The following is a 24,455-nucleotide window of genomic DNA, read 5'->3' as shown; positions in this document are numbered from 1 at the left end:
AGCGGCATGACGTGGGCCCCGGAACCGTTCGGTTCCGGGGCCCACGTCGTCGTACGAGGGCGACGGCTCGGGCCCGCCGCCGGATGCCTCAGAGCTCGTACGTCACGCCCGGGGCCGCAAGCTCCGTCGGCCCTTCGAAGACCCGCCGGGCGTCCGTGAGGTTGACCTGCGGGTCCGTCCACGGCGGGATGTGGGTGAGCACCAGGCGGCGGGCGCCCGCGCGGCGGGCGGTCTCGCCGGCCTCGCGGCCGTTGAGGTGCAGCGCCGGGATGTTCTCCTTGCCGTGCGTGAACGCGGCCTCGCACAGGAACAGATCGGTGTCGGCCGCCAGTTCGTCAAGGGCCTGGCACACCCCGGTGTCCCCGGAGTACGTCAGCGCCCGGCCGCCGTGCTCGACGCGGATGCCGTACGCCTCGACGGGGTGGCACACCTTCTCCGTACGCACCGAGAAGGGACCGATCTCGAAGGCGCCGGGCTTGACCGTGTGGAAGTCGAAGACCTCGCTCATCGACGACGCGGAGGGCGTGTCGGCGTACGCCGTGGTCAGGCGCTGCTCGGTGCCCTCGGGGCCGTACACCGGGAGGGGCGCGCAGCGGCCGCCCTCGTGCCGGTAGTAGCGGGCCACGAAGTACGCGCACATGTCGATGCAGTGGTCGGCGTGCAGATGGCTGAGGAAGATCGCGTCGAGGTCGTACAGACCGATGTGGCGCTGCAGCTCGCCCAGGGCGCCGTTGCCCATGTCGAGCAGCAGCCGGAAGCCGTCGGCCTCGACGAGGTAGCTCGAGCAGGCCGAGTCCGCGGACGGAAACGACCCCGAGCAGCCGACGACGGTGAGCTTCATAGAGCTGGAACCTCCACGCTGGCGGTCGGGGGAATCGGGGGGCGTGCGGTTCGTCGAGCGTAAGGCGCGAAACCTCGCCTCGCTCCTCCGTCGCGTGCCGTTGTGGGCGAAGTCACCGGTCATGTCACTCTTCCCCCGTAGTTCCAGGGGGCGGGCGTAACCCCAGGGCCCGAGTCAGCACCGGGTCAGCACGTTCGCCCCGGCTCGGCCCGGGGCGGTCGGGCCGTGGGAGCGCCGGTACCGTCAGTGGTATGGACACGTCGTGGTGGCTCGCGCTCGCCGGTGTGGTGGTGCTCGCCTTCGTTGTCACCCTCGTCGACGGGTGGGCGCGGTCGGGGCGGCCAAAGCGGAGGTGGTCGCGGCAGATCGAGACGGCGGAGAGGGAGAGGCCGTCGCTCCCTCGGCCCCGGGCCGGGGAGATCTGGTGGGCCCGGGTGCCCTACGAGGACGGGGGCGGGGGCAAGGACCGGCCCTGCCTTGTGCTCGGTGCCCGTGGGGGGCGGGTGCGCGTCGCCAAGATCACCAGTGGGTACCGGGACGAGCGGGGCGGGGTGATCCCGTTGCCGCCCGGGAGTGTGGGGGACGCGCGGGGGCGTCCGAGTTTCCTTGAGACAGATGAGGTGCGGGAGGTGCCGGTGCGGGACTTCCGGCGCCGGGCGGGGGTCGTGGACCCCGCGCTGTGGGATCAGGTGCGGCGTCTGGCTGGGTAGCCCTGGCGGGGCCTTCCCCAGTCCCGCCCCTTCCCGTGACCAGGGGGCTGCCGCCCCCCGGACCCCCGCTTATCGCCGCTCCGCGGCTCGTCCTCAAACGCCGGACGGGCTATGGAGATAGCCCCTCCGGCGTTTGAGGAGCGGGGGTCTGGGGGCAGAGCCCCCAGTTTCGGGAAGGGGCGGGACTGGGGAGCTCCCAGTTGGGCTACGCCCACAACTGCCCCTGCACCGCCGCGATGGCCTCCTCGTCCGTCGCCGCCGTGTAGACACCCGTCGAGAGGTACTTCCAACCGCCGTCGGCGACGACGAAGACGATGTCGGCGGGCTCGCCCGCCTTGACGGCCTTGCGGCCGACGCCGATGGCGGCGTGCAGCGCGGCCCCGGTGGAGACACCGGCGAAGATCCCCTCTTCGCGCAGCAACTCGCGCGTACGCGTGACGGCGTCGGCGGAGCCGACGGAGAACCGGCTGGTGAGGACCGACTCGTCGTAGAGCTCGGGGACGAAGCCCTCGTCGAGGTTGCGCAGACCGTAGACGAGGTCGTCGTACCGGGGCTCGGCAGCCACGATCTTCACGTCGGGCTTGTGCTCACGCAGATAGCGGCCGACGCCCATGAGGGTCCCGGTGGTGCCGAGCCCGGCCACGAAGTGGGTGAGCGACGGCAGGTCGGCGAGGATCTCGGGGCCGGTGGTGGCGTAGTGGGCGCCCGCGTTGTCCGGGTTGCCGTACTGGTAGAGCATCACCCAGTCCGGGTGCTCGGCCGCCAGCTCCTTGGCCACGCGCACGGCCGTGTTGGAGCCCCCCGCCGCGGGCGACGAGATGATCTCCGCTCCCCACATCGCGAGCAGGTCGCGCCGCTCCTGGGAGGTGTTCTCCGGCATCACGCACACGATGCGGTAGCCCTTGAGCCTCGCGGCCATCGCGAGGGAGATCCCGGTATTGCCCGAGGTGGGCTCCAGGATGGTGCAACCGGGCGTCAACCGGCCGTCCTTCTCGGCCTGTTCGACCATGTGGAGGGCGGGCCGGTCCTTGACGGAACCGGTCGGATTGCGGTCCTCCAGCTTGGCCCAGATCGTCACGTCCGCCGCCGGGGAGAGCCGGGGCAGCCGGACCAGCGGGGTGTTGCCGACGGCCGCGAGCGGGGAGTCGTATCGCATCGGTGCCGGGCCTGTCAGGCCATGCCGCCGGCGACGGCCGGCAGGATCGTGACGCTGTCGCCGTCGGAGAGCTTCGTGGAGACGCCTTGCAGAAAGCGGACGTCCTCGTCGTTCAGGTAGACGTTCACGAAACGGCGCAGCGCGTTGTCCTTGTCCTTGTCGATGAGCCGGTCCTGGATGCCCGCGTGCCGGGACTCGAGGTCGGCGAAGAGCGCGGCGATGGTCTCGCCGTTGCCCTCGACGGCCTTCTCACCGCCGGTGTAGGTGCGGAGGATGGTCGGGATGCGGACCTCGATGGCCATGCGGAGGGCTCCTGTCGGGAGACGGACGGTTCGGGGTGTTCGGGGGTGGTGCCTGGCTGGGCTTGCGGTGCGCATCGTGCAGACGGTGCGCATCGTGCAGCGGTGCGGGCCGGGGGTTGCGGGCCGGGGGCCCGGCCGTGTCCCGGAGGGAGTCGGGGTGCGTGCGGCACGGGGCGTACGGCGCGCCTCGGGGCGTTGCCGCACGCGCGGTGCCGTCGCGCACGGCGGGACGGCGCGCGTCAGGGCCGACAGATGGCGCTGGCGAGACGGCACAGGTCGACGTGCAGCCGGCCGACGAGCAGAGCGCCCGGCGTCGTATCAATGCTCACGTCGTTCGAAACCATGCGGTCATCGTAACGATTCCCGGTCCGGGACCCGGAATGTGATCTCGTATGCCGGACGTGATCCGTTCGCAGGCTGGACAGCCCCCCTCACAGCCCTCTCGCTACGGGCCGCCCCCGGGGGACACGCCGCCCGGGCACCGGGCGGACACCTCCCCTAGACCCCCGGCAGATACGTCACCGTCGGCGCCCCCGTCACCGGATGCACCGACACCTCAGCCGCCACCCCGTACACCTCCGCCAGGAGCTCGGCGGTGAGGACCTCCCGAGGTGACCCGGAGGCGACGACGCGGCCTGCGTCGAGGACGTAGAGGCGGTCGCAGTAGTACGCGGCAAGGGTCAGGTCGTGCAGGGCGAGGAGGTTGGCCGTGCCGAGGTCCCGTACCAGGCCGAGGATCTCCAGTTGATAGCGGATGTCCAGGTGGTTCGTGGGCTCGTCGAGGACGAGGACGGCGGGTTCCTGCACCAGGGCCCGCGCCGTCAGGACCCGCTGCCGCTCGCCGCCGGAGAGCCGGGCGAAGGACCGCCCCGCCAGGTCCGCCGCGCCCACCCGCGCGAGGGCGCCGCGCACCAGCTCCTCGTCGGCTGCCGTGTCCGCCTCCCAGAAGCGCTTGTGCGGGGAGCGGCCCATGGCGACGATCTGGCGGACGGTGAGTTCGAAGCCCGCCTGGCCGTCCTGCGGGACCGTGGCGATCCGGCGCGCGCGGGTCTTGGCGCTCGCGCCCGCCAGGTCCGCGCCGTCGAGGAGCACCTGGCCGCCGGTGGGCGTCAGCGCCCCGTACACACAGCGGAGGAGTGTCGTCTTGCCGCTGCCGTTCGGGCCGACCAGGCCCACTGTCTCACCCGCGGAGACGGTGAGTGAGACGGCGTCGACGAGGCGACTGCCGGAGGGGGCGCGGAAGGTGAGGTCCGTGGTGCGCAGCAGGGGGGCCGTGGCCGACGGTCCGGTCGGCTGGGTCGCCGTCTCCGCGGTGCCCGGGTGGGTCACGCCGCCTCCTCCTGCCGCGACCGGTCCCTGCGCAGCAGCCACAGGAAGAACGGGCCCCCGGTGAGAGCCGTGAGCACACCCACCGGGATGTCCTGCGGTGCCGCGACCGTACGCGCGGCGAGGTCCGCGAGGACCAGGAACACCGCCCCCGTCAGCGCGGCCACCGGAAGCAGCGTTCGGTGCGCGGCCCCCACCAGCATGCGGGCCGCGTGCGGCACCATCAGGCCGACGAAGCCGATGGCCCCGCTCTGCGCGACGAGCACCCCGGTCACCAGGGAGGCCAGGGCGAAGACGCCCGCGCGGAACCGGGCCGTGTTCAGCCCGAGGACGGTGGCGCCCTCCTCGCCGACCAGGAGCAGGTCGAGGGGCCGGGCGAGCGCGAGCAGGACGCCCGTACCGATCGCAAGGACGATCAGCGGCAGCGCGAGCGTGTCCCAGCGGGCGCTGCCCAGGCCGCCGAGCGTCCAGTACAGGACCTCCTTGAGGTGGTCGGCGCGGGCCGAGACCACCAGGATCAGGCTGGTCAGCGCGGCCAGGACGTAGGAGACCGCGACGCCCGCGAGGAGCAGGCGGCTCGTGGTGAAGCCGCCGCCCGGCTCCCGGGCGAGCGTGTACACGAGGAGCAGCGCGAGGAACGCGCCCACGAAGGACGCCGCCGGGATCGTCACCGTCGTGGCCAGGCCCGCGCCCACGCCGAGCACGATCACCGAGACCGCCGCGGCCGATGCGCCCGAGGAGATGCCGAGCAGGAAGGGGTCAGCCAGGGGGTTGCGGACCAGGGCCTGGAGGGTGGTGCCGACCACGGCCAGGCCCGCGCCCACGGCTGCGCCGAGCAGGACCCTTGGGAGGCGGACGTCCAGGACGATCGTGCGGTACGGGGACGGGTCCTCGGCCTGGCCCGTGAGGATGCGGAAGACGTCCGCGGGCGGGATCTTCACCGAGCCCCACGCCAGGGCTGCGATGCCTGCGGCCGCCAGGGCGAGGAGCAGGGCGGCTATGACCGTGCCGTACGCCAGCCTGGTGCGGGGAGGTTCCCCCTCGGGTGGGGCGGCGTACCGTCGGTCGGCCTTCGGCCTCGTCCTCAAACGCCGGACGGGCTGAGTGGTCCCCGTAGCGGGCTGGGTGGTCCTCGGAGCGGGCTGAGGGGTCCCCGTAGCGGGCTGGGTGACCCCCGGAGCAGGCTGGGTGGTCCCCGGAGCAGGCTGCGTGCTCACCGGAGCGGGCCTCGCCGCGCCCGAAAGGCGAAACCCCCTCACCGCAACTGCTCCGCCAGCTTCCGCACCGCCCCCGGTGCCCGCACCCCAAGGACCACATCCGACAGCGGCAGCACGGCGAACCGCTTGTTCTTGACGGCGGGGACGTCCTTGAGGGCAGGGTCGTCGAGGAGGCGCTTCTTCTTCTGGGCGACGGTGGAGGCGCCGTAGTCGTAGATCACGATCACGTCCGGGCGGCGGTCCACGACGGTCTCCCAGGAGGCGTCGCCGAAGGACTTGTCGAGGTCGGACATGATGTTGCGGCCGCCGGCGCGCTCGATGATGTCGTTGCCGATGCCCCGGCCGCCCGCGGTGAACGCCGTCTTGTCGCCGCTGTCGTACACGAAGACCGCGGGCGGCTCGCCGTCCTTCGTGGACTCGGCGGACTTCTTCGCCGTGGCGGCCAGTTCGTCCTTGGCGTCGCGGATCCACTTCTCGGCCCGGTCACGGACGCCGAAGGTGGCGCCGACCTCGCGCACCTCGCGGTAGAGGTCGTCCATGGTGACGGACTTCTTGGCGCAGCCCTCGATGGTGAGCCGGGACTTGATGCCGGACTTGGCGAGGGCCTGGCGCGAGCGTCCTTCGCCCGCCGTGAAGGCGCTCGCGTAACCGCCGTACACGAAGTCGGGGTTGACGGACAGGAGCTTCTCGTAGGAGGGGTACTCCTTGGCGAGCACCGGGCGGGACTTGTAGGCCTTCTCGTACTTGGGGAGGATCTTGTCGTCGAGGTAGGCGGTCCCGGCGACGCGGTCCTGGAGGCCGAGCGCGAGGAGGATCTCCGTCACGTGCTGGTTCATGGTGACGGCGCGCTTCGGGGGCGCTTCGTACGTGGTCTTCTCACCGCAGTTGGTGACGGTGTACGGGAATCCGGCGGCGGACGCCCCGGCTTTCCCGGCGTCGTCGGAGCCGGAGCCGGAGTCCGACGAGGAGCATGCGGCGAGGGGGATCAGCATCGCCGCGGCGGTGAGGGCGTGCGTGAGCGGGCGGGTACGGCGCGAGAGCATGGCGGCGCGGCCTCCTCCAGGGGATTTCCGCGTCCCCTGCGTCAGGTGGGAGAGGGCGGCAGGCCAGTTCCTGGCTCACGGACCGCGCGGACGCGGGCCGGTCACAGTGGCGGGACCGCGCCGGATTCGCACCGGCTTCCTGGGTCCTGCCGCCTCAAAGGTCATGCTCAGTATGCCGGTACGACCCGGACCTCCTCCTCGGTGACCTCACCCTCGACGATCCGGAACGAGCGGAACTGGAAGGGGCCCGCGTCGTCGGTGTCCGCGGTGGAGACCAGGACGTAGTGCGCGCCGGGCTCGTTGGCGTACGAGATGTCGGTGCGGGAGGGGTAGGCCTCGGTCGCGGTGTGCGAGTGGTAGATGACCACCGGGTCCTCGTCGCGGTCGTCGAGGTCGCGGTACAGCTTGAGCAGATCGGCGGAGTCGAACTCGTAGAACGTGGGCGAGCGGGCCGCGTTCAGCATCGGGACGAACCGCTCCGGGCGGTCGGTGCCCGCGGGGCCCGCGACGACGCCGCAGGCCTCGTCGGGGTGGTCCTTGCGCGCGTGCGCGACGATCTGGTCGTGGAGGGCCTGGGTGATGGTCAGCATGTCGGCCAGGATAAGCAGCAGGGCGGCCCCGTACCGAAGTGTGGTACGGGGCCGCCCGCATGCTGGACGTACGGAGCTCGACGCCGAGGTCAGTCCTTGCTGAGCTTCGCGCCGGTCTCGGCCGCGGGGCCGCCGTGCTCGCGCTTCTTGAAGGCGGCGGCGTCCGGGTTGCGGCTCTTCAGGACCAGGTAGGACACGCACAGGATGGCGGCCCAGATCGGGGCGCAGTACAGCGAGATCCTGGCGTCCTTGTCGATGCCCATCATCACGATGACCATGCCGATGAAGGCGAGCGCGAACCAACTGGTGTACGGGGCACCCGGCGCGCGGAAGCTGGACTGCGGCAGGATGCCGCGGTCGGCCTTGCGGCGGTAGTTGATCTGGGACACCAGGATCATGATCCAGGCCCACATGCCGGAGATGGTGGCGAAGGAGACGACGTAGTTGAACGCCTCACCCGGCCACTGGTAGTTGATCCACACGCCGACGAGCATCAGGGCGGCGGAGGCGGTGGTGCCGACGAGCGGCAGGCCGTTCTTGGTGAGCTTGGTGAAGAACTTCGGGCCCTGGCCGTTGAGCGCGAGGTCGCGCAGCATACGGCCGGTGGAGTACATGCCCGAGTTGCAGGAGGAGAGCGCGGCCGTCAGGACCACGAAGTTCACGATGGCGGCGCCGACACCGAGGCCCATCTGCTCGAAGGCGGCGACGAACGGGGAGACGCCCGGCTGGAAGTGCGTCCACGGCACGACCGAAAGGATCATGATGAGGGCGCCGACGTAGAAGACGGCGATGCGCCACGGCACGGTGTTGATCGCCTTGGGCAGGGTCTTCTTCGGGTCCTTGGACTCGCCCGCGGTGACGCCGACCAGCTCGACGGCGAGGAAGGCGAACATCACGATCTGCAGGGTCATCAGCGTGTTGCCGATGCCGTTGGGGAAGAAGCCGCCGTTGTCCCACAGGTGCGAGACGGTGGCGGTGTCACCGGCGTCGGAGAAGCCGATGGTGAGGATGCCGGCACAGATGAGGATCATGCCGATGATGGCGGTGACCTTGACCATGGAGAACCAGAACTCGAGCTCGCCGAAGAGCTTCACGGAGATCAGGTTGGCGCCGTACAGGATGACGGTGAAGATCAGGGCGTAGGCCCATTGCGGGACCGAGCCATGGGTCCAGTACTGCATGTACTGGGCCGCCGCGGTGACTTCCGTGATGCCGGTGACGACCCAGAAGAGCCAGTACGTCCAGCCGGTCACGAACCCGAAGAAGGGGCCGACGAACTCGCGGGCGTACTCCGAGAACGAACCCGAGACGGGGCGGTACATCAAGAGCTCGCCGAGCGCGCGCATGATGAAGAAGATGACGAGACCCGCGATCGCGTACGCGAGGATGAGGCTCGGGCCCGCCTTGTGGATGGCTTTGCCCGCGCCGAGGAACAGGCCGGTGCCGATGGCACCGCCGATCGCGATCATCTGGATCTGCCGGGCTCCGAGCCCGCGCTGATAGCCCTCGCTGTCGCCGGCCCCGCCGGCGCCCGCGGCACCATTGCCGCCGTGCTCGTCGTGGTGCTCTTCGACCTGCACTGAGGTCATGGTGACGCCTTTCTCCATGCTGATCCGCGCCGCGAACTGCGGTTTCGCCGCGGACCAGGTCCTGATCCCCCCGGATGGTGATGGAGTGCCGCCGACGGTCTGCCGGTCCCTGGCGCCCCCGGTGACATGGGTGGCGTCACCGAGCGGTCGTGAAGATTTATCACGGCCGCCACAGTGATCGAATGAGCCTTATGTGGCACACACCACAGGAAGAAGCGGACAAAGTTCCCTCGACGCCACGAACCAGGACAACGAGGTGACAGGATCGTTATGCGGATTTGAGCACCCGTTGAGCGGACGTGCATGATCTTCAAAAAGGCGTCACACGCCGGTCAGGAAACCGTCACGGCAGCAGCGTCTCGACGAGTGTCTCCTGGAGGCCGCCGAGCCACAGATAGGCCATCACCATGGGCTTGCGCGGGTCGGTGTCCGGCAGCCGGTAGAGGATGTCCGTGTCCTCCTCGTCCGTGACGTCGAGCCGGGCGCCGATCGCGAGGCGCAGATCGTTGAGCGAGCCGAGCCAGGACCGCGAATCGTCGGCGGACAGCTTCAGGACGGCACCGCCCTCGCCCGCCACCGTGAGCGCGTCCAGGGAGCGGATCACGGTGAGCGCGTCGTCCCGCTTGCGGGCCCGCAGATCGTTCTCCGTGAACCGCCGGAACTCGGCGGAGTAGGCGCGCAGCTCGTCGGCCCTCTCCAGGGAGCCCTCGCTGCCGGGACCGCCGTACGCGTCCGGGAGCAGGCGCTTCAGGACCGGGTCGGCGGGCGGCTCGCTCGGTCCTTCCGCGAACAGCTCCGCGAGCGGATCGCCGTCGTCGCCCGCGGGCTCCTCGCCCGGGCCGATCAGCTCCAGGAGCTGCACGGCGAGCGAGCGGATGATCGAGATCTCGACCTCGTCGAGCGCGACGGCGGCGCCGCCCCCCGGGATCGGTTCGAAGTGTCCTGGCATCAGTCGCGTCGCTACTTCCGGTCCTGCTGGAGCGTTGCCCACAGCCCGTATCCGTGCATCGCCTGCACGTCGCGTTCCATCTCCTCGCGGCTGCCGCTGGAGACGACCGCCCGGCCCTTGTGGTGCACGTCCATCATCAGCTTGGTGGCCTTCTCCTTCGAGTACCCGAAGTACGACTGGAAGACATAGGTCACGTAGCTCATGAGGTTGACCGGGTCGTTGTGCACGAGCGTGATCCACGGCACGTCCGGCTCGGGGACCGCGAAGGTCTGTTCTTCCGCGTCCGGGCGGGTGATCTCTACGGGAGCAGCGCTACTCACCTGCCCCATGCTGCCACCCGGAGGGGCCCACCGCACAAACGGACCCCTGAAATCGTCAGAGTGACGAGATGCGGGGTAGCATTCTTGACATGAACTTTGGGGAGCAGCATGACTTGGGGCTGCCGGTGGACGTCCCCTCCACCGCGCTCTTCACGGATCACTACGAGTTGACGATGCTCCAGGGCGCGCTGAGCTCCGGCACCGCCGACCGGCGCTCGGTCTTCGAGGTCTTCACCCGCAGACTGCCCGAGGGCCGCCGCTACGGCGTGGTGGCCGGCACCGGGCGGGTTCTGGACGCGGTCGAGAACTTCCGCTTCGACTCCGGTGTCCTCGACTTTCTGCGCGAGCGCGGCGTGGTGGACGCCCGGACGCTCGAATGGCTCGCCTCGTACCGCTTCGGCGGGGACATCTGGGGCTACCCCGAGGGCGAGGTGTACTTCCCCGGCTCGCCGATCCTCAGGGTCGAGGGCAGCTTCGCGGAGTGCGTGCTCCTGGAGACCGTGATCCTGTCGATCCTCAACCACGACTCGGCCATCGCGGCCGCCGCGTCCCGGATGGCCTCCGCCGCGGGCGGGCGGCCGCTGATCGAGATGGGCGCCCGCCGCACCCACGAGCTCGCGGCGGTCGCGGCGTCCCGGGCCGCGTACGTCGGCGGCTTCACCACCACCTCCAACCTGGCGTCCGGGTTCCGCTACGGCATCCCGACCGTCGGCACCTCCGCGCACTCCTTCACGCTGGTGCACGACAGCGAGCGGGACGCCTTCCGCGCCCAGGTGGACGCGCTCGGCCGCGGCACCACCCTCCTCGTCGACACCTACGACGTCACCGAGGCCGTCCGCATGGCCGTGGAGATCGCCGGGCCCGAGCTCGGCGCCGTCCGCATCGACTCCGGCGACCTGCTGCTCGTGGCGCACCGGGTGCGCAAGGAACTGGACGAGCTCGGCGCGACCGGCACCAGGATCGTGGTCACATCCGACCTGGACGAGTACGCGATCGCCTCCCTCGCGGCGGCGCCCGTGGACGCCTACGGCGTGGGCACCCAACTGGTCACGGGGTCCGGGCACCCCACCGCCTCCATGGTCTACAAGCTGGTCGCCCGCGCCCGCTCCGCCGACCCGAAGGCCCCGCTCGAACCCGTCGCCAAGAAGTCGCTCGGCGGGAAGTCCTCGCACGGCGGCCGCAAGTGGGCGGCGCGGCGCACGGACGCGGACGGGTTCGCGGAGGCCGAGGTCGTCGGCACCGGTCCGGTACCCGCCGCGCTCGCCGAGAGCCTGCTCCAGGTCGAGCTGGTCAAGGGCGGCGACGTCATCGCCCGCGAGCCCCTCGACACGGTGCGGGAGCGGCACGCGGCGGCCCGTGGCCTGCTGCCCCTGTCCGCCACCCAGCTCTCCCGCGGCGACGCGGTCATCCCCACGGAGTACCTGTGAGCGGAGGAGTGCCAGGGAGCGTGCGAGTTCCCGGGAGCGTGGGAGTTCCCGGGAGCGTGGGAGTTCCCGGGAGCGTGGGAGTGCCTGTGGCCGTGGGAGCACCCGCGACTCCATACGTGTCACCGCGTGTGACCGCCTGTGCCTACCCGTGAGTACCCGCCGTGAACGCGTGCGCCCCGCCACGCCCTCTCCCGCTGCGGTCGTGAAGTCTCTACGCTCGGTTCATCCAGCTAGCTAAGGAAACCCGCCATGCGTCGCGCCCTGATCGTCGTAGATGTACAGAACGACTTCTGCGAAGGGGGCAGCCTGGCGGTCCCGGGCGGCGCGGACGTGGCCGCCGCCATCACCGAACTCATTGGCCAGGCATCGGTCGCCTACCGCCATGTCGTGGCCACCCGCGACCACCACATCGACCCCGGCGACCACTTCTCCGACCACCCCGACTTCGTCGACTCCTGGCCGCCGCACTGCGTGGCGGGCACGGAGGGCGTCGGCTTCCACCCGAACTTCGCGCCCGCCGTGGCGTCCGGGGCGGTCGACGCCGTCTTCGACAAGGGCGCTCGCTCCGCCGCCTACAGCGGTTTCGAGGGCGTCGACGAGAACGGGCTCTCGCCTGCCGTGTGGCTGCGGGAGCGGCAGGTGCGGGAGGTCGACGTGGTGGGGATCGCCACGGACCACTGTGTGCGGGCGACCGCGCTCGACGCGGTGCGCGCGGGCTTCCGTACGCACGTACTGCTCCCTCCAGGTCACCGGCAAGCCGCTCCTCCAGGTCACCGGCAAGCCGCTCCTCCAGGTCACCGGCAAGCCGCTCCTCCAGGTCACCGGCAAGCCGGTCCTCCAGGTCACCGGCAAGCCGGTCCTCCAGGTCACCGGCGAGTCGGTCCTCCAGCCCTTCGCGCGCCCGCCTTCACCCGCACAGCCGCATTGGCCCACCTGGCCCTGTGCGAAAGAACGACTTCTTCTTCCTGCCGTGCGCTAAACACCTGTCCGGCGTTTGAACGTATGTGTCTGCCGAGGCCTTCTCGAACGCCAGCCCCAAAGGTGATGCCATGCTGCGCTCTGTCCTGTCCGGCCGTATCCCCGGCTCCCGGCGCGCTCACGCCGCGAACACCCGCCGCTTCCGTTCCAGAGTGACGGTCGGTGCCGCGCTCACGGCCATGGCGTGCGCCTCGGTCGCGGCCTCGCCCTGGCCGCCCGTACCCCCGGCGGTGGAACCGGGGTCGAAGGGTGCGCCCGGCGGCGGCTTCCCGATGCGGATCATCGCCTACGTGGCGAGCAGCGGTACCGGAACCGCCCACTCCTTCGACGTCCGCCTGGAGCGGCGCGTCACGTCCACGGAGGTCGGCAACGGCCCCACCGGTGTGGGCGCGGCCCCCGACGGCGCCACCGTGTACGTGGCGAACGGCCCGTCCAACACCGTCTCCTTCATCGAGACCACCCACCACAAGGTCGTGGCGACCGTCCCCGTCGGCTCGTACCCGTTCTCGGCAACCCCGAGCCGTGACGGGGACCGGATCTACACCGCGAACTGGGGCAGCGACACCGTGTCGGTCATCGACGCCGCCACCCGCAGGGTCACCGCGACCACCCCCGTGGGGGAACTCCCGCACAGCGTGGCCACCCTGCCCGGCGACATCACCTACGTCAGCAACAGCGGCACCAACGATGTCACCGTGCTGTCCAAGGAGAACCGCCCGGTGGCCCGCATCCCGGTGGGTGACTTCCCCAGCGGGATCACCGGCACCGTGAAGGGTGACAGGGTCTACGTCGCCAATACGGGCTCCGGCACCATCTCGGTCATCGACACCGGCACCCGTAAGGTGGCCGCCACCTGGGCGGTCGGCAAGGGTCCGCTGGGCCTCGGGGTCAGCCCCGACGGGCTTCGCCTGTACGCCGCCGACTCCGGGGACGACACACTCCTGATCATCGACACCTCGACCGGCCGGGTCATCGGCCGGGTGCCCGTGGGCAAGACGCCCCAGGGCCTCGCGCTCAGCCCGGGCGGCAACCGGGTCTGGGTCACCAACGAGGGCTCCGACACCGTCTCGGTGGTCAGCCCGACGACACAGAAGGTACGGGCGACCCTGCCCGCGGGGAACCAGCCCGGGGGGGGGGGGGGGGGGGGGGGGGGGGGGGGGGCCGCGGACCGCGGCAGGTGCCCTACGCGGCGGCGCGCCGCCCGAGCAGCGCCCGGATCGGATGCCACAGCTCTCCGGTCACGGTGGCCTCCGTGCGCCATATGAGACCGTCCGGGTGGTGCAACACCGCCGTGACCTCGTCCGGTGTGGGCGGGCGTGCGTTGCCGCGCAGATAGACCGCCCGGAGACCGAGGTTGCGCAGCCTGGTCAGGGCCCGCGCCCGGTTCACCGCGTGCACGAGCACACGGACCTTCTCGGTGCCGTCCGGCGGTGGTCCCGGCAGGGTCAGCGCCACCACCACGGTGCCGTTCGGCAGCTTGCAGAAACCTCCTGCGGCCATGCTGTGTCACACCCCCGTGAGACGTCGTGTCAATAAGAGAACCACAGGACGCACCTAAACACGATCGGCCGCCGCCCGCTAGAGGGCGACGGCCGATCGGCTGGACACAGGCCTATGACCTGCGATGACGCAAATTACTTCGAGGAGCGTCCCACCTCGACCGTGATCGTCGAGCCATCCTTCGGCTGCTTGACGATCTTGATCCGAGTGTTGGTGTCAGTGACCTTGACACTTCCCGTGGGGTTCTCCGCGTACCAGTAGGTGCCCTTGCGGTCGTCGAAGACCGGGACGCCCTTCTTGGACTTGATCTTGAGCGCCACGTCCGCGTTGTGCAGCGTGAACGCGTCCGTCGCGTACTTCGAGAAGGGCGCGTCGAACGGCTGGATCTTGTTCCGCAGGAGCGTGCCGTCCTTCCACTTCATCGGCTTGGCGTGGGCGTCGACCGGCAGGATCAGACCCTTGCCGGGGTGCTGGCTGACGTTGTTGTCCTTCTGGGAGGTGTCCCACTGCCAGATCATCAGGCCGGTCTGGTAGGGGTAGTGCTCGACCCAGTCGGGACGCGACGCGGAGAAGCCGAAGTTGTACGGACCCTTCTCCAGCGTCTTGTCGTACGACACGTACTGGCGGTTCTCCGCGAGGTAGTACTGGTCGTACTTCTTGGTGAAGGACTCTCCGATGCGCGAGAAGCCCTTCGTCCGCCAGCCGTTGTCGTCGCCCTCGGCGCCGTCCTCGAACAGCTTGGCGCCGTCCGCGGTCACCGTGAGGGCGTCGGCGGCGAAGCCCTTGCCCGCGGTGCCGCCGTCGGTGGCGTAGCGGAAGCGGAGGTCGATCTTCTTGCCGGCGTAGGCGTCCAGCGGGAAGACCAGGCTCTGGTACTTCGTCGAGACGCCGGTCAGGGCCGGCTTGTCGCCCGCGTCACGGGTGATCTGCTTGCCGTCGGCCTTGCCGTCGACGGGCGTCCAGTTGGCGCCGCCGTCGGTGGACACCTCGGTGTAGAGGTAGTCGTAGTTGGCCTCGATGTCCCACCAGCCCTTGAGGGAGAGCTCGGCCTTGGACTTGCCGGTGAGGTCCACGGAGCGGGTGAGGGTGTTCTTCAGGTCGTCACCCTGGTCGCTCCACCACTGCTTGGAGCCCGCGGCGGGCTTCACGATCGTGGTGGTGACCGCCTTCTTGGGCAGGTCGACGAGGAGCGCCTGGCGGTGCCGGGTGTTGTACTCCGCCACGCCGAGCTTGTGCTCGGAGGTCGTCGCGGCCTTGGCCTTGGCGTAGTCGAGCCAGCCCAACTGGAACTTGTCCCAGGCGGTCATGTCGCCGGGCAGGTCACCGATGGCGTTCTTGGCGGTGCCGAGCCAGGAGCCCGCCGACATCAGCGACCAGAAGCCGACCGAGTTCTCGGCCTGGCCCGTGGTGTCGTACAGGTCGGGCAGGCCCAGGTCGTGGCCGTACTCGTGGGCGAAGACACCGAGGCCGCCGTTCTCCGGCTGCATCGTGTAGTCGCCGACCCAGATGCCCGAGTCGCCGATCTGGGTGCCGCCGGACTTGTTGTCCGCCGGACCGGTCTTGCCCGCGTCGTTGCCGTACGCGTACCAGCGGTGCGCCCACAGGGCGTTCTCGCCCTCGGCGCCGCCGCCCGCGGACTCGTCCTCGCCCGCGTGCACGATCTGGAAGTGGTCGATGTACCCGTCGGGCTCGTTGAAGTCGCCGTCGCCGTCGAAGTCGTAGCGGTCCCACAGGTCGTACTTGGCGAGGTCCGCCTTGATCTGCGCGTCCGTGCGGCCCTTGGCCTTCTGGTCCTTGACCCAGGCCGTCGTGCCGTCGCGCACCGCGTCCCACACGTTGGCGCAGTTGGAGTCGCCGCAGTAGTTGGAGCCGTATCGGGCCTCGTTGTAGTCGACCTTGACCCAGTCGGAGACCGTGCCGTCGACCGAGTAGCGGCCGGAGGAGGTCTTCTCGTAGTAGGTCTTCAGCGAGTGCTTGGGCTTGCCCTTGCTGTCCTTGCCCTTGCCGAAGTACAGGTCCTTGAAGTGCTTCTGGTTGTAGTCCGCCTGCCAGGCCGTGCTGTTGTCCTTCGCACGGTCCGGCTTGGCTATCTTGTTGTGCGCGGGACCCGGCTCGCCGCCGTACTTCTTGACCGGCTGCTCGGGCCCGTCGGGACCGTCCGGGTCGTACATGGTGGTGTCGTCCACCTTGTTCCCGAACTCGACCAGGATCGTGAAGATCTTGTCGGTCTTCTCCCGGCCCAGCTCGACGTACTTCTTGTCGTCGAGCTTCACGACGTTGGACCCGTCGCGCTTCTGAACCTTGGCGTCACCCGCGACGACCTGTTCAAGGGCGGCCTTGCGATGCTGCGCCTGCTGCTTGCTGAACGGCCCCTCGAGGTCGTGGTCGACATGGGTCTTGGCGTCCGCCGGATCGCGGCGGTCGATGGCGGGCGCCTTGTCCGACGCGGACGCCCTGGCGGCGCTCCCGCCGTCGTCGGCAGCCGCCACTCCGTACGCCGAGAACGTCGCGGTCGCCGCCGCGAGAGCCACCGCAGCCGCGGCCGCTCGATACGTCCGTCTCTTGACTGTCACTTGATGCTGTCCTCCCCCGCGCCCGCGTTCACGGACCGAAACTTCCCGGTCGGAGAGAGGTCCGCGCGCGATATGCGCGTCACAAGTGACGACATTCGACCGGAGAGAACGAAGAAAAGACAGACCTTGACTTGAACAGGCCAAGTGCCCTATGCGCGCTCGCGTGTCCGATATCCGGACTCCGTCCACCGCCACCCGGCAGCGCACCCGGGTCGGACGGCGTCCCCACAACAGGCGCGCCGCGCCGTCCAGTTGGCGGGACGCGTGAATCGGTGCGCCCCCTGTGCTCCGGCACCGTGCGTTAGGTCACGCTTACCGCTCGTTCCCGTCGGGCATGCAGGCGAATAGAGTCAATTCGACGGTGCGCACGGGTACTCGGCGAGGCTTCCAAGTCGGCACCTTTGAGCACCCTTTGATTCTTATACGTCCACTTCGTCTGGATCTCTCCCCCGCACCGCTGTCCCGAGGACGGATCACGCCATGTCTCGCCCCATGCCTCGTCCGACCGTCGCACAGCTCACCTACGGTTCCGTGACCGTCGTCTGTAGCGCTCTCGCCATGCTGTTGCTCTCCCAGGCGAGTTCGACGCCGGGTATCGCGGTCATAACCTTCGCCGCGCTCGGCCTCGGGCTGCTCGTGGCGCTGACGGTACCCCTGCCCCAACGGGCTCCGGAGCCGGTCGCGGAGCCCGCGGCCAAGGCCCCGGAGGATCAAATTCCGGTACAGCGCACCGTGCTCACCCCCGACCCCGCCACCCACCAGACCCACCCGTCCCGCCCGGCCCACCCCGTACGCGAACCGGCGGGTCCGTGACGCCGTCCGTGCCTTGCACGTGACGGCCGCCACGAACCCGCCGTACGCCGTACCGCCCGGCGCCGCCGCAGCGCCGGGCCGTACGCGTGCCCGCACCCCGGCCCGTGCCGCGCCCGGGTTTCCGCACCGTCCGCGCGGGCTCACCGCACGCTGACCACCACGGTCTTGGCGGCCTTGTCGTGCAGGCCCTGCTTGTACGGCTTGTCGAAGAAGCTCCAGCCGCCGCAGATCGCCGTCCAGATGCACGCGCAGCAGAACGCGAACGGCAGCCACAGGACCGCGGAGCGCACGAGCGCCGTCTGCAGGGTGGGCGTCGCACCGTCGTTGAGGTTCGCGACCCGCAGCCCCATCCACTTCTTGCCCAGTGTCTGGCCGGTCCTGGAGATGAAGTAGCTGTCGTACGCCATGTAGAGCACCGCGGCCAGCAGCGACTGGCCGAACGACTTACCGGCCTCGACCTCGTCCGGGTCGAGGTCGTACTCGTTCGTCCCGAACAGCAGCGTCAGGAGCCAGACGACGATGCCGACGAGCAGCATGTCGATGATGCGGGCGAGGACGCGTTTGCCGCTGTCCGCTAGCGGGGGCATGCCGGCGAGGGGGTCCTGGCCGCCGTATCCGCCCCCGTAGGGGTCGCCTCCGTACGGGCTTCCTCCGCCCGGGGGTGGGGTGTCTCCCGGCGGTGGGGCGCCTCCCGGGGGTGGGGCGCCTCCCGGCGGTGGGGGCGGTTGCTTCCGGAAGGGGTCGTTGTCCTCGGGGTCCGGGGGGTTGGGGTATTGCGGCGGGTCGGTACTCATGAGGTGAGTGGATCGCGGACCGGGGGGTGCCGCATCCGACGGACGGCTGTCCGGGTTACCTCCCCGTCGGCCGGGGTGGACGTCGATCGCCCCCGGGGCTCGTCCTCAATCGCCGGACGGGCTTGATATCACCACCGGACGGGCTCGATACCACCGCCAATCGGGGTGGACGCCCATCGCCCTCCGGGCTCGTCCTCAAACGCCGGACAGGCTCGATATCACCACCGGACGGACTCGATACCACCGCCAGCCGGGGTAGACGTCGATCGCCCTCCGGGCTCGTCCTCAAACGCCGGACAGGCTTGATATCACCACCGGACGGGCTCGATATCACCACCCGACAGGCTCGATACCACCACCAGCCGGGGTGGACGCCCATCGCCCTCCGGGCTCGTCCTCAAACGCCGGACGGGCTTGGTATCTCCACCGGACGGGCTCGATATCACCGCCGGTCGGGCTCGATATCACCGCCGGTCGGGCTCGATATCACCGCCGGTCGGGCTCGATATCACCGCCGGTCGGTTTGCGGCGAGCGTCACAGATCGCCGATCAACCCGCCACGAAGGTGTTCGCCGCCTTGTCGTGCCAGCACTGGCGCCACGGGCGGTCGAACACGCACCACACCATGCCGACGAGCCCGATCACCAGTACGCCCGGCACGCTGTACACGAGCCACCGCCGCAGTGCCGCGCCGAACGACGGCGCCGCGTGCTCCTCGATGTCCCGGACCTCGATCCCGCACACCCTCTTGCCTAGGGTGCGGCCCCACTTGGCCGTGGGCAGCGCCTCGTACAGGACGCCGAAGAGTAGCAGCACCCCGAGCACGGTCCCCAGGTAGCCGGCCGTGGTCCCGTCGAGCAGCCACACCGTGACCTTCTCGCCCGACAGCTTCGCCGCGTCGATCTTGCTGTCGATGTGGTCCGCCGCGCGCATGCCGAGCGGCAGTGCCGCGCCCGCGGTGACGGCGGCCAGGACGACCGTGTCGATGAGCCGGGCCGCGAACCGCTTGCCGAGCGCCGCGGGCCGCGCCGACGCCTGGGCCTGCACCACCGCCGCGAAGGGGTCGGCGGCCACCGGCTTCCACGGCAGCACCGGGCCCTCGGCCTGCGGTGCCGAGAGCCCCTGTGCGGACGCCTGCTGCCCGGACGCCTGCTGCCCGGACGCCTGGGCGAGCTGGTGCACCTGCTGCGCCCAGGACGCCGCACCGCCCCCGGGACCCGACGTCACCGGGGAGTCGGCCGCACCGGGGGCACCAGCGGCACCGCCTTGTCCCGCGGGCGGCCCCGCCTGCGGGGGGACGGACTGCGGGGTCGCGGACTGCGCGGACGCGGCCTGAGCGGACGCGGCCTGCGCGGGCCCGGATTGCTGCGGCGCGGGCCGTGGAGGCACGGCCTGCTGAGGGCCCGCCTGGGGTCCCGCGGCCTGCGCCGCCGCGGGGGCACCCGTGCTCGCGGCAGCCGCGCCCGCGGCGCCCGTACCGGAAGCAGCCACCGACGGGGTGGACTTGGGCCGCACGGCCCGGATCGACATCGTGCCGTCCGTGCCGCCGTCCGCGCCCGGTGTCCCGGACCCCGCGGGCTTCACCGGGCCCGTCGGCCTGCGGAAGGTCACCGTGCCCTCGCCGCTGGTGGGCTTCGGTACGCCGGGCTTGACGGCGCGGATCGTCACCGTGCCGGGGCCGTCGGCCTCCGTACGGTCGTGCCGGTCCTGGCGGTCACCGGACGCCGGAGCCTGCGCCGGTTGCTCCGGCTCCTGCCGCGCCCCGGGCTGCTGCTGCGCCGGTACGCGCGGCGCGCCGCCCTCGGCCGCGCCCGCCGTACCCCCGCCGTCCGCTGCCGCCGCGCCGGGCGCCGACCCAGCACCGGGCACCCGGGGGTCCGGTCGTCCCGGCGAGCCCCACGACACCCGCTGGTCCTGCTCGCCGCCGAGACCGGTCTGCCGGGCCGAGTCCGCAAGCCAGGCCGTCGCGGGCTCGGGCCTGCTCCCGTGCTGCGCGTCCCCGGGGTCCCCGGGGACGGCCACGCTGTACTCGCCCGTCGCCGGTCCTGTCGTCTGCGTCACCCCGCCCGGCTCCTCGTCGAAGAACACCGGTCCCGTCTCCTCCGCCGCCGTGGGCACCCCGTGCGCCTGCTGCGGGGACGCCGGCTGCGGGGGCGCGGGCAGCGGTTCACCGTCGGACGGCGCGGGCCGGCTCGTTCCCGGCACCCAGGACGCACCGTTCCAGTACCGGACATATCCCGGAATGGACGGATCGGGGTAGTAGCCTTCGCGGGGCCTGTCGTCGCCGGGGGCCGGGGTTGGGGCGCTCATGTCCGTCGTCCCGTATCTGCTCGGGGGTCTTGTGGGGCTCCACATCTATCAGACCCGCGTGTTCCGTCGGGCGGCTCCCGCCGCTCCGCCCCCTTCCGTGCACGGTTCCTCCCCGTCACGCCCGGCCGTCCGGCACCCGGTGTCGAAAAAACTTCCCGAACTCGCGTAATGCCCGGCGGTCCAGGCGCTCTCACTCACTGCGGGCCCGGCCACGGGCCCGGTACAGCGAGAAGGGAAGCGCACCCGACATGCACACCGTGGTGGAACGCGAGCTTGAGCTCAAACTCGTCCTCTCGCCGGAACGGGCGATCCCCGTTCCGGCCCGACTCACCTACAGGACCGACGACCCCTACGCCGTCCACATCGCCTTCCACATCGGCTCCGAGTCCCCGGTGAACTGGACGTTCGCCCGGGAACTCCTGGTGGAGGGGGTGTTCAGGCCCTGCGGCCACGGCGATGTGCGGGTGTGGCCGACGAAGGTCGACGGCCGGTCCGTGGTCCTGATGGCACTCAGCTCACCGGACGGCGACGCCCTCCTGGAGGCCCCGGCGCCCGCCGTGTCGGCCTGGCTGGAGCGCACCCTGCGGGTGGTCCCTCCGGGCTCTGAGGCCGAGCGGCTCGGCATCGACGACGGCCTCGCCGAGCTGCTCGCCCCCACCACCGGCCGCGCCGACGAGCTGTGGCTGCGCGACCCGTGGCCCTCGGACGAGTCCAAGGACGGTGAGTGAGTACCCGGCCGTGCCGGGTCAGAAGAGCTTGCCGGGGTTGAGGAGGTGGTGCGGGTCGAACGCGGCCTTGACGGCGCGCTGCATCTCCACGCCCACCGGCCCCAGCTCACGCGCGAGCCACTCCTTCTTCAGGACGCCGACGCCGTGTTCACCGGTGATGGTGCCGCCGAGTTCGAGGCCGAGCGCCATGATCTCGTCGAAGGACTCGCGGGCGCGCCGCGACTCGTCGGGGTCCGCCGCGTCGAAGCAGACGGTGGGGTGGGTGTTGCCGTCGCCCGCGTGCGCGCAGACCCCGATCGTCAGGCCGTACTTGTCGGCGACGCGCTCGACGCCTTCGAGCATGTCGCCGAGGCGTGAGCGCGGCACGCACACGTCGTCGATCATCGTCGTGCCCTTGACCGCTTCGAGGGCGGTGAGGGAGAGCCGCCGTGCCTGCAGAAGGAGTTCGGACTCGGCCGCGTCCTCCGCCGGAACGACCTGGGTCGCGCCCGCCGCCTCGCACAGGGCGCCGACGGCGGCGAGGTCGGCGGCCGGGTCGGGGGTGTCGAAGGCGGCGAGGAGCAGGGCCTCGGTGGTCTCGGGCAGGCCCATGTGGGCAAGGGCGTTGACGGCCCGGACGGTCGTACGGTCCATCAGCTCAAGGAGCGAGGGCACATGCCCGGCCGCCATGATCCGGCAGACGGCGTCGCAGGCCGCGGCCGCGGAACCGAACTCGGCCGCGAGGACCAGTTGCCGGGGCGGCTGGGGCTTCAGCGCGAGGACGGCGCGCACGACGACGCCGAGGCTGCCCTCCGAGCCGACGAAGAGACGCGTCAGATCGTATCCGGCGACGCCCTTGGCGGTGCGCCTGCCGGTGCGAAGGAGACGTCCGTCGGCGAGGACGACGTCGAGTCCGATGACGTACTCGGCCGTCACCCCGTACTTCACACAGCACAGGCCGCCGGAGGCCGTGCCGATGTTGCCGCCGATGGTGCACATCTCCCAGCTCGACGGGTCCGGCGGGTAGGTCAGGCCGTGCTCGCCGACCGCGCGCGAGAGCGTGGCGTTGATGACGCCGGGCTCGACGACGGCGATCCGGTCGACGGGGCTGATCTCCAGGATGCGGTCCATCTTGACGAGCGACAGGACGACGCAGCCCTCGGTGGCGTTCGCCGCCCCGGACAGGCCCGTGCGCGCGCCCTGCGGGACGACGGGGACACGCAGGGCGGTGGCCGTGCGCAGCACGTGCTGGACCTGCTCGACGGTGCGCGGCAGCACGACGACGGCCGGGGTGCCCGCTTCGCAGAAGCTCGCCATGTCGTGTGCGTACGACGAGGTGACGTCGGGGTCGGTGAGGACGGCGTCCGCGGGGAGGCCCGCGCGCAGCCGTTCGATCAGACCGGGTCCACCGGCGCGGGTGTCGGGGGCGCCGAGGGCGTCGGGCGTGCTGTGCGTGCCACTGCTCATGATCACAGCCTCGCACTCGGGGCCATCGGTGTGAACCCGTGTGCGACGCCGTTCGTGTGCCGGGATGTGCTCTTCGTATTGACGCACAGTGAACGCCATGGAGACCGAGGAGACCCCGCAGGACGCATCCGCCGCGCCGCCCCCGCCAGGACCGTCGGACAGGCGGGCCGTGCTGAGTTCGGACGTACGGATCCCCCGGCACTCGCGGACCTCGCGGGGCCCGGGGGGTTCGCGGAGGTCCCGGGCGGCCCTTCCGGGTCTGCCAGGACCGCTCCGCTCCCCCGCCCTGCGGGGTGCCGTCGTCGGCACGCTGGTGGGCTGTGCCGTGCTCGGCGGTGTCCTGCTGGCCCAGGGGCGAGGTGAGGACGCGAAGCCGCCCGCGCTCGGTCCCTCCGGGCGGGCGATGGCGGCGGTGGGGGCGGGGACACCGGCCGCGCTCTCCGACCTCGCGGTGCTCATCGGTGAGCGCGAGGCCCATCTGCGGGCCTATCCCGGGGACGACGAGTCATGGTCGGTGCTCGGCTCCGCCTATGTGGAGCGGGGCCTCAGGACCGCCGACTCCGGGTACTACCCGAAGGCCGAGCACGCGCTGCGTACGTCACTGAAGGCGCGGCCCGAGGGCAATGTGCAGGCCCTCACCGGCCTGGCCGCGCTCGGCAACGCCCGGCACGACTTCAGGGCCGCGAAGAAGTGGGGCGAGCAGGCGGTGCGGCTCGCCCCGAGGCGGTGGACGGCGCACGCGGCCCTCCTCGACGCCTACCGGGGGCTCGGGGACACCAAGGGCGTCGCGCGCGCCCTCGAACAGGTGCGCAAGCTGCGCTCCGGGGCGGCGGTGCGGGTGCGGACCGGGACGGTGTTCCGGGACCGGGGCTGGCGCGAGGACGCGGCGGCTGCGCTCACGGACGCGGCCGCGCTGGCGAAGAGCCCGGCGGAGCGTGCCGCCTGTCTGTACCAGGTCGGGGAGCTGTCCTGGGAGCGTGGCGAGCCCGCCGACGCGCTGCGCCACTACGAGGCGGCGCTGTCGGCCGACCCCGACCACCACCCCTCGCTGGCCGGGAAGGGGCGGGCCCTCGCGGCGCTCGGCCGCACGTCGGAGGCGCTGCGCGCCTACCAGGGCGCGCTCGCCCGGCAGCCCGCGCCCGAGTACGCCCTGGAGCTCGGCGAGCTGTACGAGTTCCTGAAGCTGCGGCCCGCCGCCCGCGCGCAGTACGACCTGCTGCGGACGCGGGTGAAGCAGGCGGCGCTCGGCGGGGTGAACGACGAGCGGGTGCTCGGCCGGTTCGAGGCGGACCACGGGGATCCGGAGTCGGCGGTGCGGCGGCTCACCGCGGAGTTCAAGCGGCACGGGAGCCCGGAGAACGCGGATGCCCTCGGGTGGGCGCTGCATCGGGCCGGGGACTCCAAGGCGGGGCTCAAGCATGTGGAGGCGGCGGTGAAGAAGGGGCCGCGCAGTGCGGTGTTCTTCTATCACCGGGGGGAGATCGAGCGGGCTCTTGAGCGGTACGGGGCCGCGCGGCGGCATCTGAGCGAGGCGCTGCGGATCAATCCCTACTTCTCGCCGCTCGGGGTGCCCGCGGCGCGCAAGGCACTCGGTGCCCTCGGGGAGCCGCCCGGGGGTGGGCCCTCGCAGGTGTACGCCCCGCCCGGGGAGGTTCCCGCTCCGCTGCCCTCGCCGAAGCCCTCGGGGAAGCCCGAGCCCCGTACGTCGGACCGGTGAACGCCCACAGATCCGCACCGTAGCTGTGCCCACCCGTCCCGCCCTGCGGGACGATTGCCCACAGCGGGGAAGGCGGGGGAACTGGTGGGTGGGTGGGAGAACCCGCCGCGGTAGCGGCGGGCCGTT

At 71.1% G+C, this 24,455-nt stretch carries 23 protein-coding genes, 1 pseudogene and 1 riboswitch; of the genes and pseudogenes, 8 read left to right on the top strand and 16 right to left on the bottom strand.

Features of this window, described 5'->3' with window-relative positions; genetic code table 11:
• Positions 1 to 88: 88 nt before the first annotated feature.
• Positions 89 to 841 (bottom strand): MBL fold metallo-hydrolase, encoded by a 753-nt coding sequence (locus IG78_RS0130140; RefSeq protein WP_030568822.1) that lies wholly within the window; start codon positions 839 to 841, stop codon positions 89 to 91.
• A 251-nt stretch (positions 842 to 1,092) separates the two neighbouring features.
• Between IG78_RS0130140 and IG78_RS0130135 the strand changes: the two genes are divergently transcribed.
• Entirely contained in the window at positions 1,093 to 1,551 is a 459-nt protein-coding gene (locus tag IG78_RS0130135; protein ID WP_030568820.1) for a type II toxin-antitoxin system PemK/MazF family toxin, read from the top strand.
• Positions 1,552 to 1,756: 205 nt separating this feature from the next.
• Here IG78_RS0130135 and IG78_RS0130130 read toward each other — a convergent pair whose 3' ends face one another.
• The 10 genes from IG78_RS0130130 to clpS all read right to left on the bottom strand — a co-directional run bounded on the left by IG78_RS0130130 (position 1,757) and on the right by clpS (position 10,052).
• Positions 1,757 to 2,707, bottom strand: a complete 951-nt coding sequence (locus IG78_RS0130130) for a PLP-dependent cysteine synthase family protein (RefSeq protein ID WP_030568818.1) — start codon at positions 2,705 to 2,707, stop codon at positions 1,757 to 1,759.
• Positions 2,708 to 2,721: 14 nt separating this feature from the next.
• Positions 2,722 to 3,009: a MoaD/ThiS family protein gene (locus tag IG78_RS0130125; protein ID WP_030568816.1), complete on the bottom strand. Its 288-nt coding sequence runs from the start codon at positions 3,007 to 3,009 to the stop codon at positions 2,722 to 2,724.
• Positions 3,010 to 3,248: 239 nt separating this feature from the next.
• A complete protein-coding gene (locus IG78_RS52475; RefSeq protein WP_016638880.1) occupies positions 3,249 to 3,353 on the bottom strand; it encodes a putative leader peptide in 105 nt (34 codons plus the stop codon).
• 154 nt (positions 3,354 to 3,507) lie between these two features.
• Positions 3,508 to 4,275 (bottom strand): ABC transporter ATP-binding protein, encoded by a 768-nt coding sequence (locus IG78_RS0130120; RefSeq protein ID WP_030568814.1) that lies wholly within the window; start codon positions 4,273 to 4,275, stop codon positions 3,508 to 3,510.
• Between the two features lie 59 nt (positions 4,276 to 4,334).
• On the bottom strand, positions 4,335 to 5,354 hold the full coding sequence (locus IG78_RS0130115; RefSeq protein WP_030568812.1) for a FecCD family ABC transporter permease: 1,020 nt from the start codon (positions 5,352 to 5,354) through the stop codon (positions 4,335 to 4,337).
• Positions 5,355 to 5,590: 236 nt separating this feature from the next.
• On the bottom strand, positions 5,591 to 6,595 hold the full coding sequence (locus tag IG78_RS0130110) for an ABC transporter substrate-binding protein (protein ID WP_030568810.1): 1,005 nt from the start codon (positions 6,593 to 6,595) through the stop codon (positions 5,591 to 5,593).
• A 44-nt stretch (positions 6,596 to 6,639) separates the two neighbouring features.
• Positions 6,640 to 6,760: riboswitch (cobalamin riboswitch) on the bottom strand.
• Positions 6,761 to 6,762: 2 nt separating this feature from the next.
• Positions 6,763 to 7,185, bottom strand: a complete 423-nt coding sequence (locus IG78_RS0130105; RefSeq protein ID WP_030568808.1) for a M67 family metallopeptidase — start codon at positions 7,183 to 7,185, stop codon at positions 6,763 to 6,765.
• An 89-nt stretch (positions 7,186 to 7,274) separates the two neighbouring features.
• Positions 7,275 to 8,774 (bottom strand): amino acid permease, encoded by a 1,500-nt coding sequence (locus tag IG78_RS0130100; RefSeq protein ID WP_051853055.1) that lies wholly within the window; start codon positions 8,772 to 8,774, stop codon positions 7,275 to 7,277.
• A gap of 343 nt (positions 8,775 to 9,117) precedes the next feature.
• Positions 9,118 to 9,723: a DUF2017 domain-containing protein gene (locus IG78_RS0130095; protein WP_030568805.1), complete on the bottom strand. Its 606-nt coding sequence runs from the start codon at positions 9,721 to 9,723 to the stop codon at positions 9,118 to 9,120.
• Between the two features lie 11 nt (positions 9,724 to 9,734).
• Positions 9,735 to 10,052: an ATP-dependent Clp protease adapter ClpS gene (gene clpS, locus IG78_RS0130090; protein ID WP_030568804.1), complete on the bottom strand. Its 318-nt coding sequence runs from the start codon at positions 10,050 to 10,052 to the stop codon at positions 9,735 to 9,737.
• A gap of 80 nt (positions 10,053 to 10,132) precedes the next feature.
• Here clpS and IG78_RS0130085 point away from each other — a divergent pair, with 80 nt between their 5' ends.
• The 4 genes and pseudogenes from IG78_RS0130085 (at position 10,133) to IG78_RS44365 (ending at position 13,713) form a co-directional block, all read left to right on the top strand.
• Positions 10,133 to 11,470: a nicotinate phosphoribosyltransferase gene (locus IG78_RS0130085; protein ID WP_030568802.1), complete on the top strand. Its 1,338-nt coding sequence runs from the start codon at positions 10,133 to 10,135 to the stop codon at positions 11,468 to 11,470.
• 249 nt (positions 11,471 to 11,719) lie between these two features.
• Positions 11,720 to 12,208: pseudogene (locus IG78_RS46470) on the top strand (isochorismatase family protein); the annotation flags it as partial.
• Positions 12,150 to 12,449 (top strand): hypothetical protein, encoded by a 300-nt coding sequence (locus IG78_RS51735; RefSeq protein ID WP_030568799.1) that lies wholly within the window; start codon positions 12,150 to 12,152, stop codon positions 12,447 to 12,449. The pseudogene IG78_RS46470 and the gene IG78_RS51735, both read left to right, overlap by 59 nt.
• A 70-nt stretch (positions 12,450 to 12,519) precedes the next feature.
• Complete coding sequence (locus tag IG78_RS44365) at positions 12,520 to 13,713, top strand: YncE family protein (protein WP_051853050.1); 1,194 nt, start codon at positions 12,520 to 12,522, stop codon at positions 13,711 to 13,713.
• On the opposite strand, the gene IG78_RS0130065 is transcribed toward IG78_RS44365, so the two are convergent.
• Both IG78_RS0130065 and IG78_RS0130060 read right to left on the bottom strand, forming a co-directional pair.
• A complete protein-coding gene (locus tag IG78_RS0130065) occupies positions 13,631 to 13,948 on the bottom strand; it encodes a hypothetical protein (RefSeq protein ID WP_030568796.1) in 318 nt (105 codons plus the stop codon). The genes IG78_RS44365 and IG78_RS0130065 overlap by 83 nt on opposite strands.
• Before the next feature lie 134 nt (positions 13,949 to 14,082).
• Entirely contained in the window at positions 14,083 to 16,521 is a 2,439-nt protein-coding gene (locus IG78_RS0130060; RefSeq protein ID WP_030568794.1) for an immune inhibitor A domain-containing protein, read from the bottom strand.
• A 492-nt stretch (positions 16,522 to 17,013) separates the two neighbouring features.
• Here IG78_RS0130060 and IG78_RS0130055 point away from each other — a divergent pair, with 492 nt between their 5' ends.
• On the top strand, positions 17,014 to 17,334 hold the full coding sequence (locus IG78_RS0130055; protein ID WP_030568792.1) for a hypothetical protein: 321 nt from the start codon (positions 17,014 to 17,016) through the stop codon (positions 17,332 to 17,334).
• Between the two features lie 140 nt (positions 17,335 to 17,474).
• On the opposite strand, the gene IG78_RS0130050 is transcribed toward IG78_RS0130055, so the two are convergent.
• Together IG78_RS0130050 and IG78_RS0130045 are read right to left on the bottom strand one after the other, a co-directional pair.
• Complete coding sequence (locus IG78_RS0130050) at positions 17,475 to 18,128, bottom strand: RDD family protein (protein WP_078965818.1); 654 nt, start codon at positions 18,126 to 18,128, stop codon at positions 17,475 to 17,477.
• 549 nt (positions 18,129 to 18,677) lie between these two features.
• Positions 18,678 to 20,438, bottom strand: a complete 1,761-nt coding sequence (locus IG78_RS0130045) for an RDD family protein (protein WP_030568788.1) — start codon at positions 20,436 to 20,438, stop codon at positions 18,678 to 18,680.
• Between the two features lie 248 nt (positions 20,439 to 20,686).
• On the opposite strand from IG78_RS0130045, the gene IG78_RS0130040 reads away from it, so the two are divergent.
• Positions 20,687 to 21,166, top strand: a complete 480-nt coding sequence (locus tag IG78_RS0130040) for an SsgA family sporulation/cell division regulator (RefSeq protein WP_030568786.1) — start codon at positions 20,687 to 20,689, stop codon at positions 21,164 to 21,166.
• An 18-nt stretch (positions 21,167 to 21,184) separates the two neighbouring features.
• On the opposite strand, the gene IG78_RS0130035 is transcribed toward IG78_RS0130040, so the two are convergent.
• Complete coding sequence (locus IG78_RS0130035) at positions 21,185 to 22,618, bottom strand: FAD-binding oxidoreductase (RefSeq protein WP_404827805.1); 1,434 nt, start codon at positions 22,616 to 22,618, stop codon at positions 21,185 to 21,187.
• Between the two features lie 91 nt (positions 22,619 to 22,709).
• Between IG78_RS0130035 and IG78_RS0130030 the strand changes: the two genes are divergently transcribed.
• Positions 22,710 to 24,329, top strand: a complete 1,620-nt coding sequence (locus IG78_RS0130030; RefSeq protein WP_225882343.1) for a tetratricopeptide repeat protein — start codon at positions 22,710 to 22,712, stop codon at positions 24,327 to 24,329.
• The last annotated feature ends 126 nt before the right edge of the window (positions 24,330 to 24,455 follow it).

The sequence above is a fragment of the Streptomyces aureocirculatus genome, from assembly GCF_000720475.1.
Lineage (GTDB): Bacteria > Actinomycetota > Actinomycetes > Streptomycetales > Streptomycetaceae > Streptomyces > Streptomyces aureocirculatus.
This window is presented reverse-complemented; position numbering and strand designations above follow the sequence as displayed.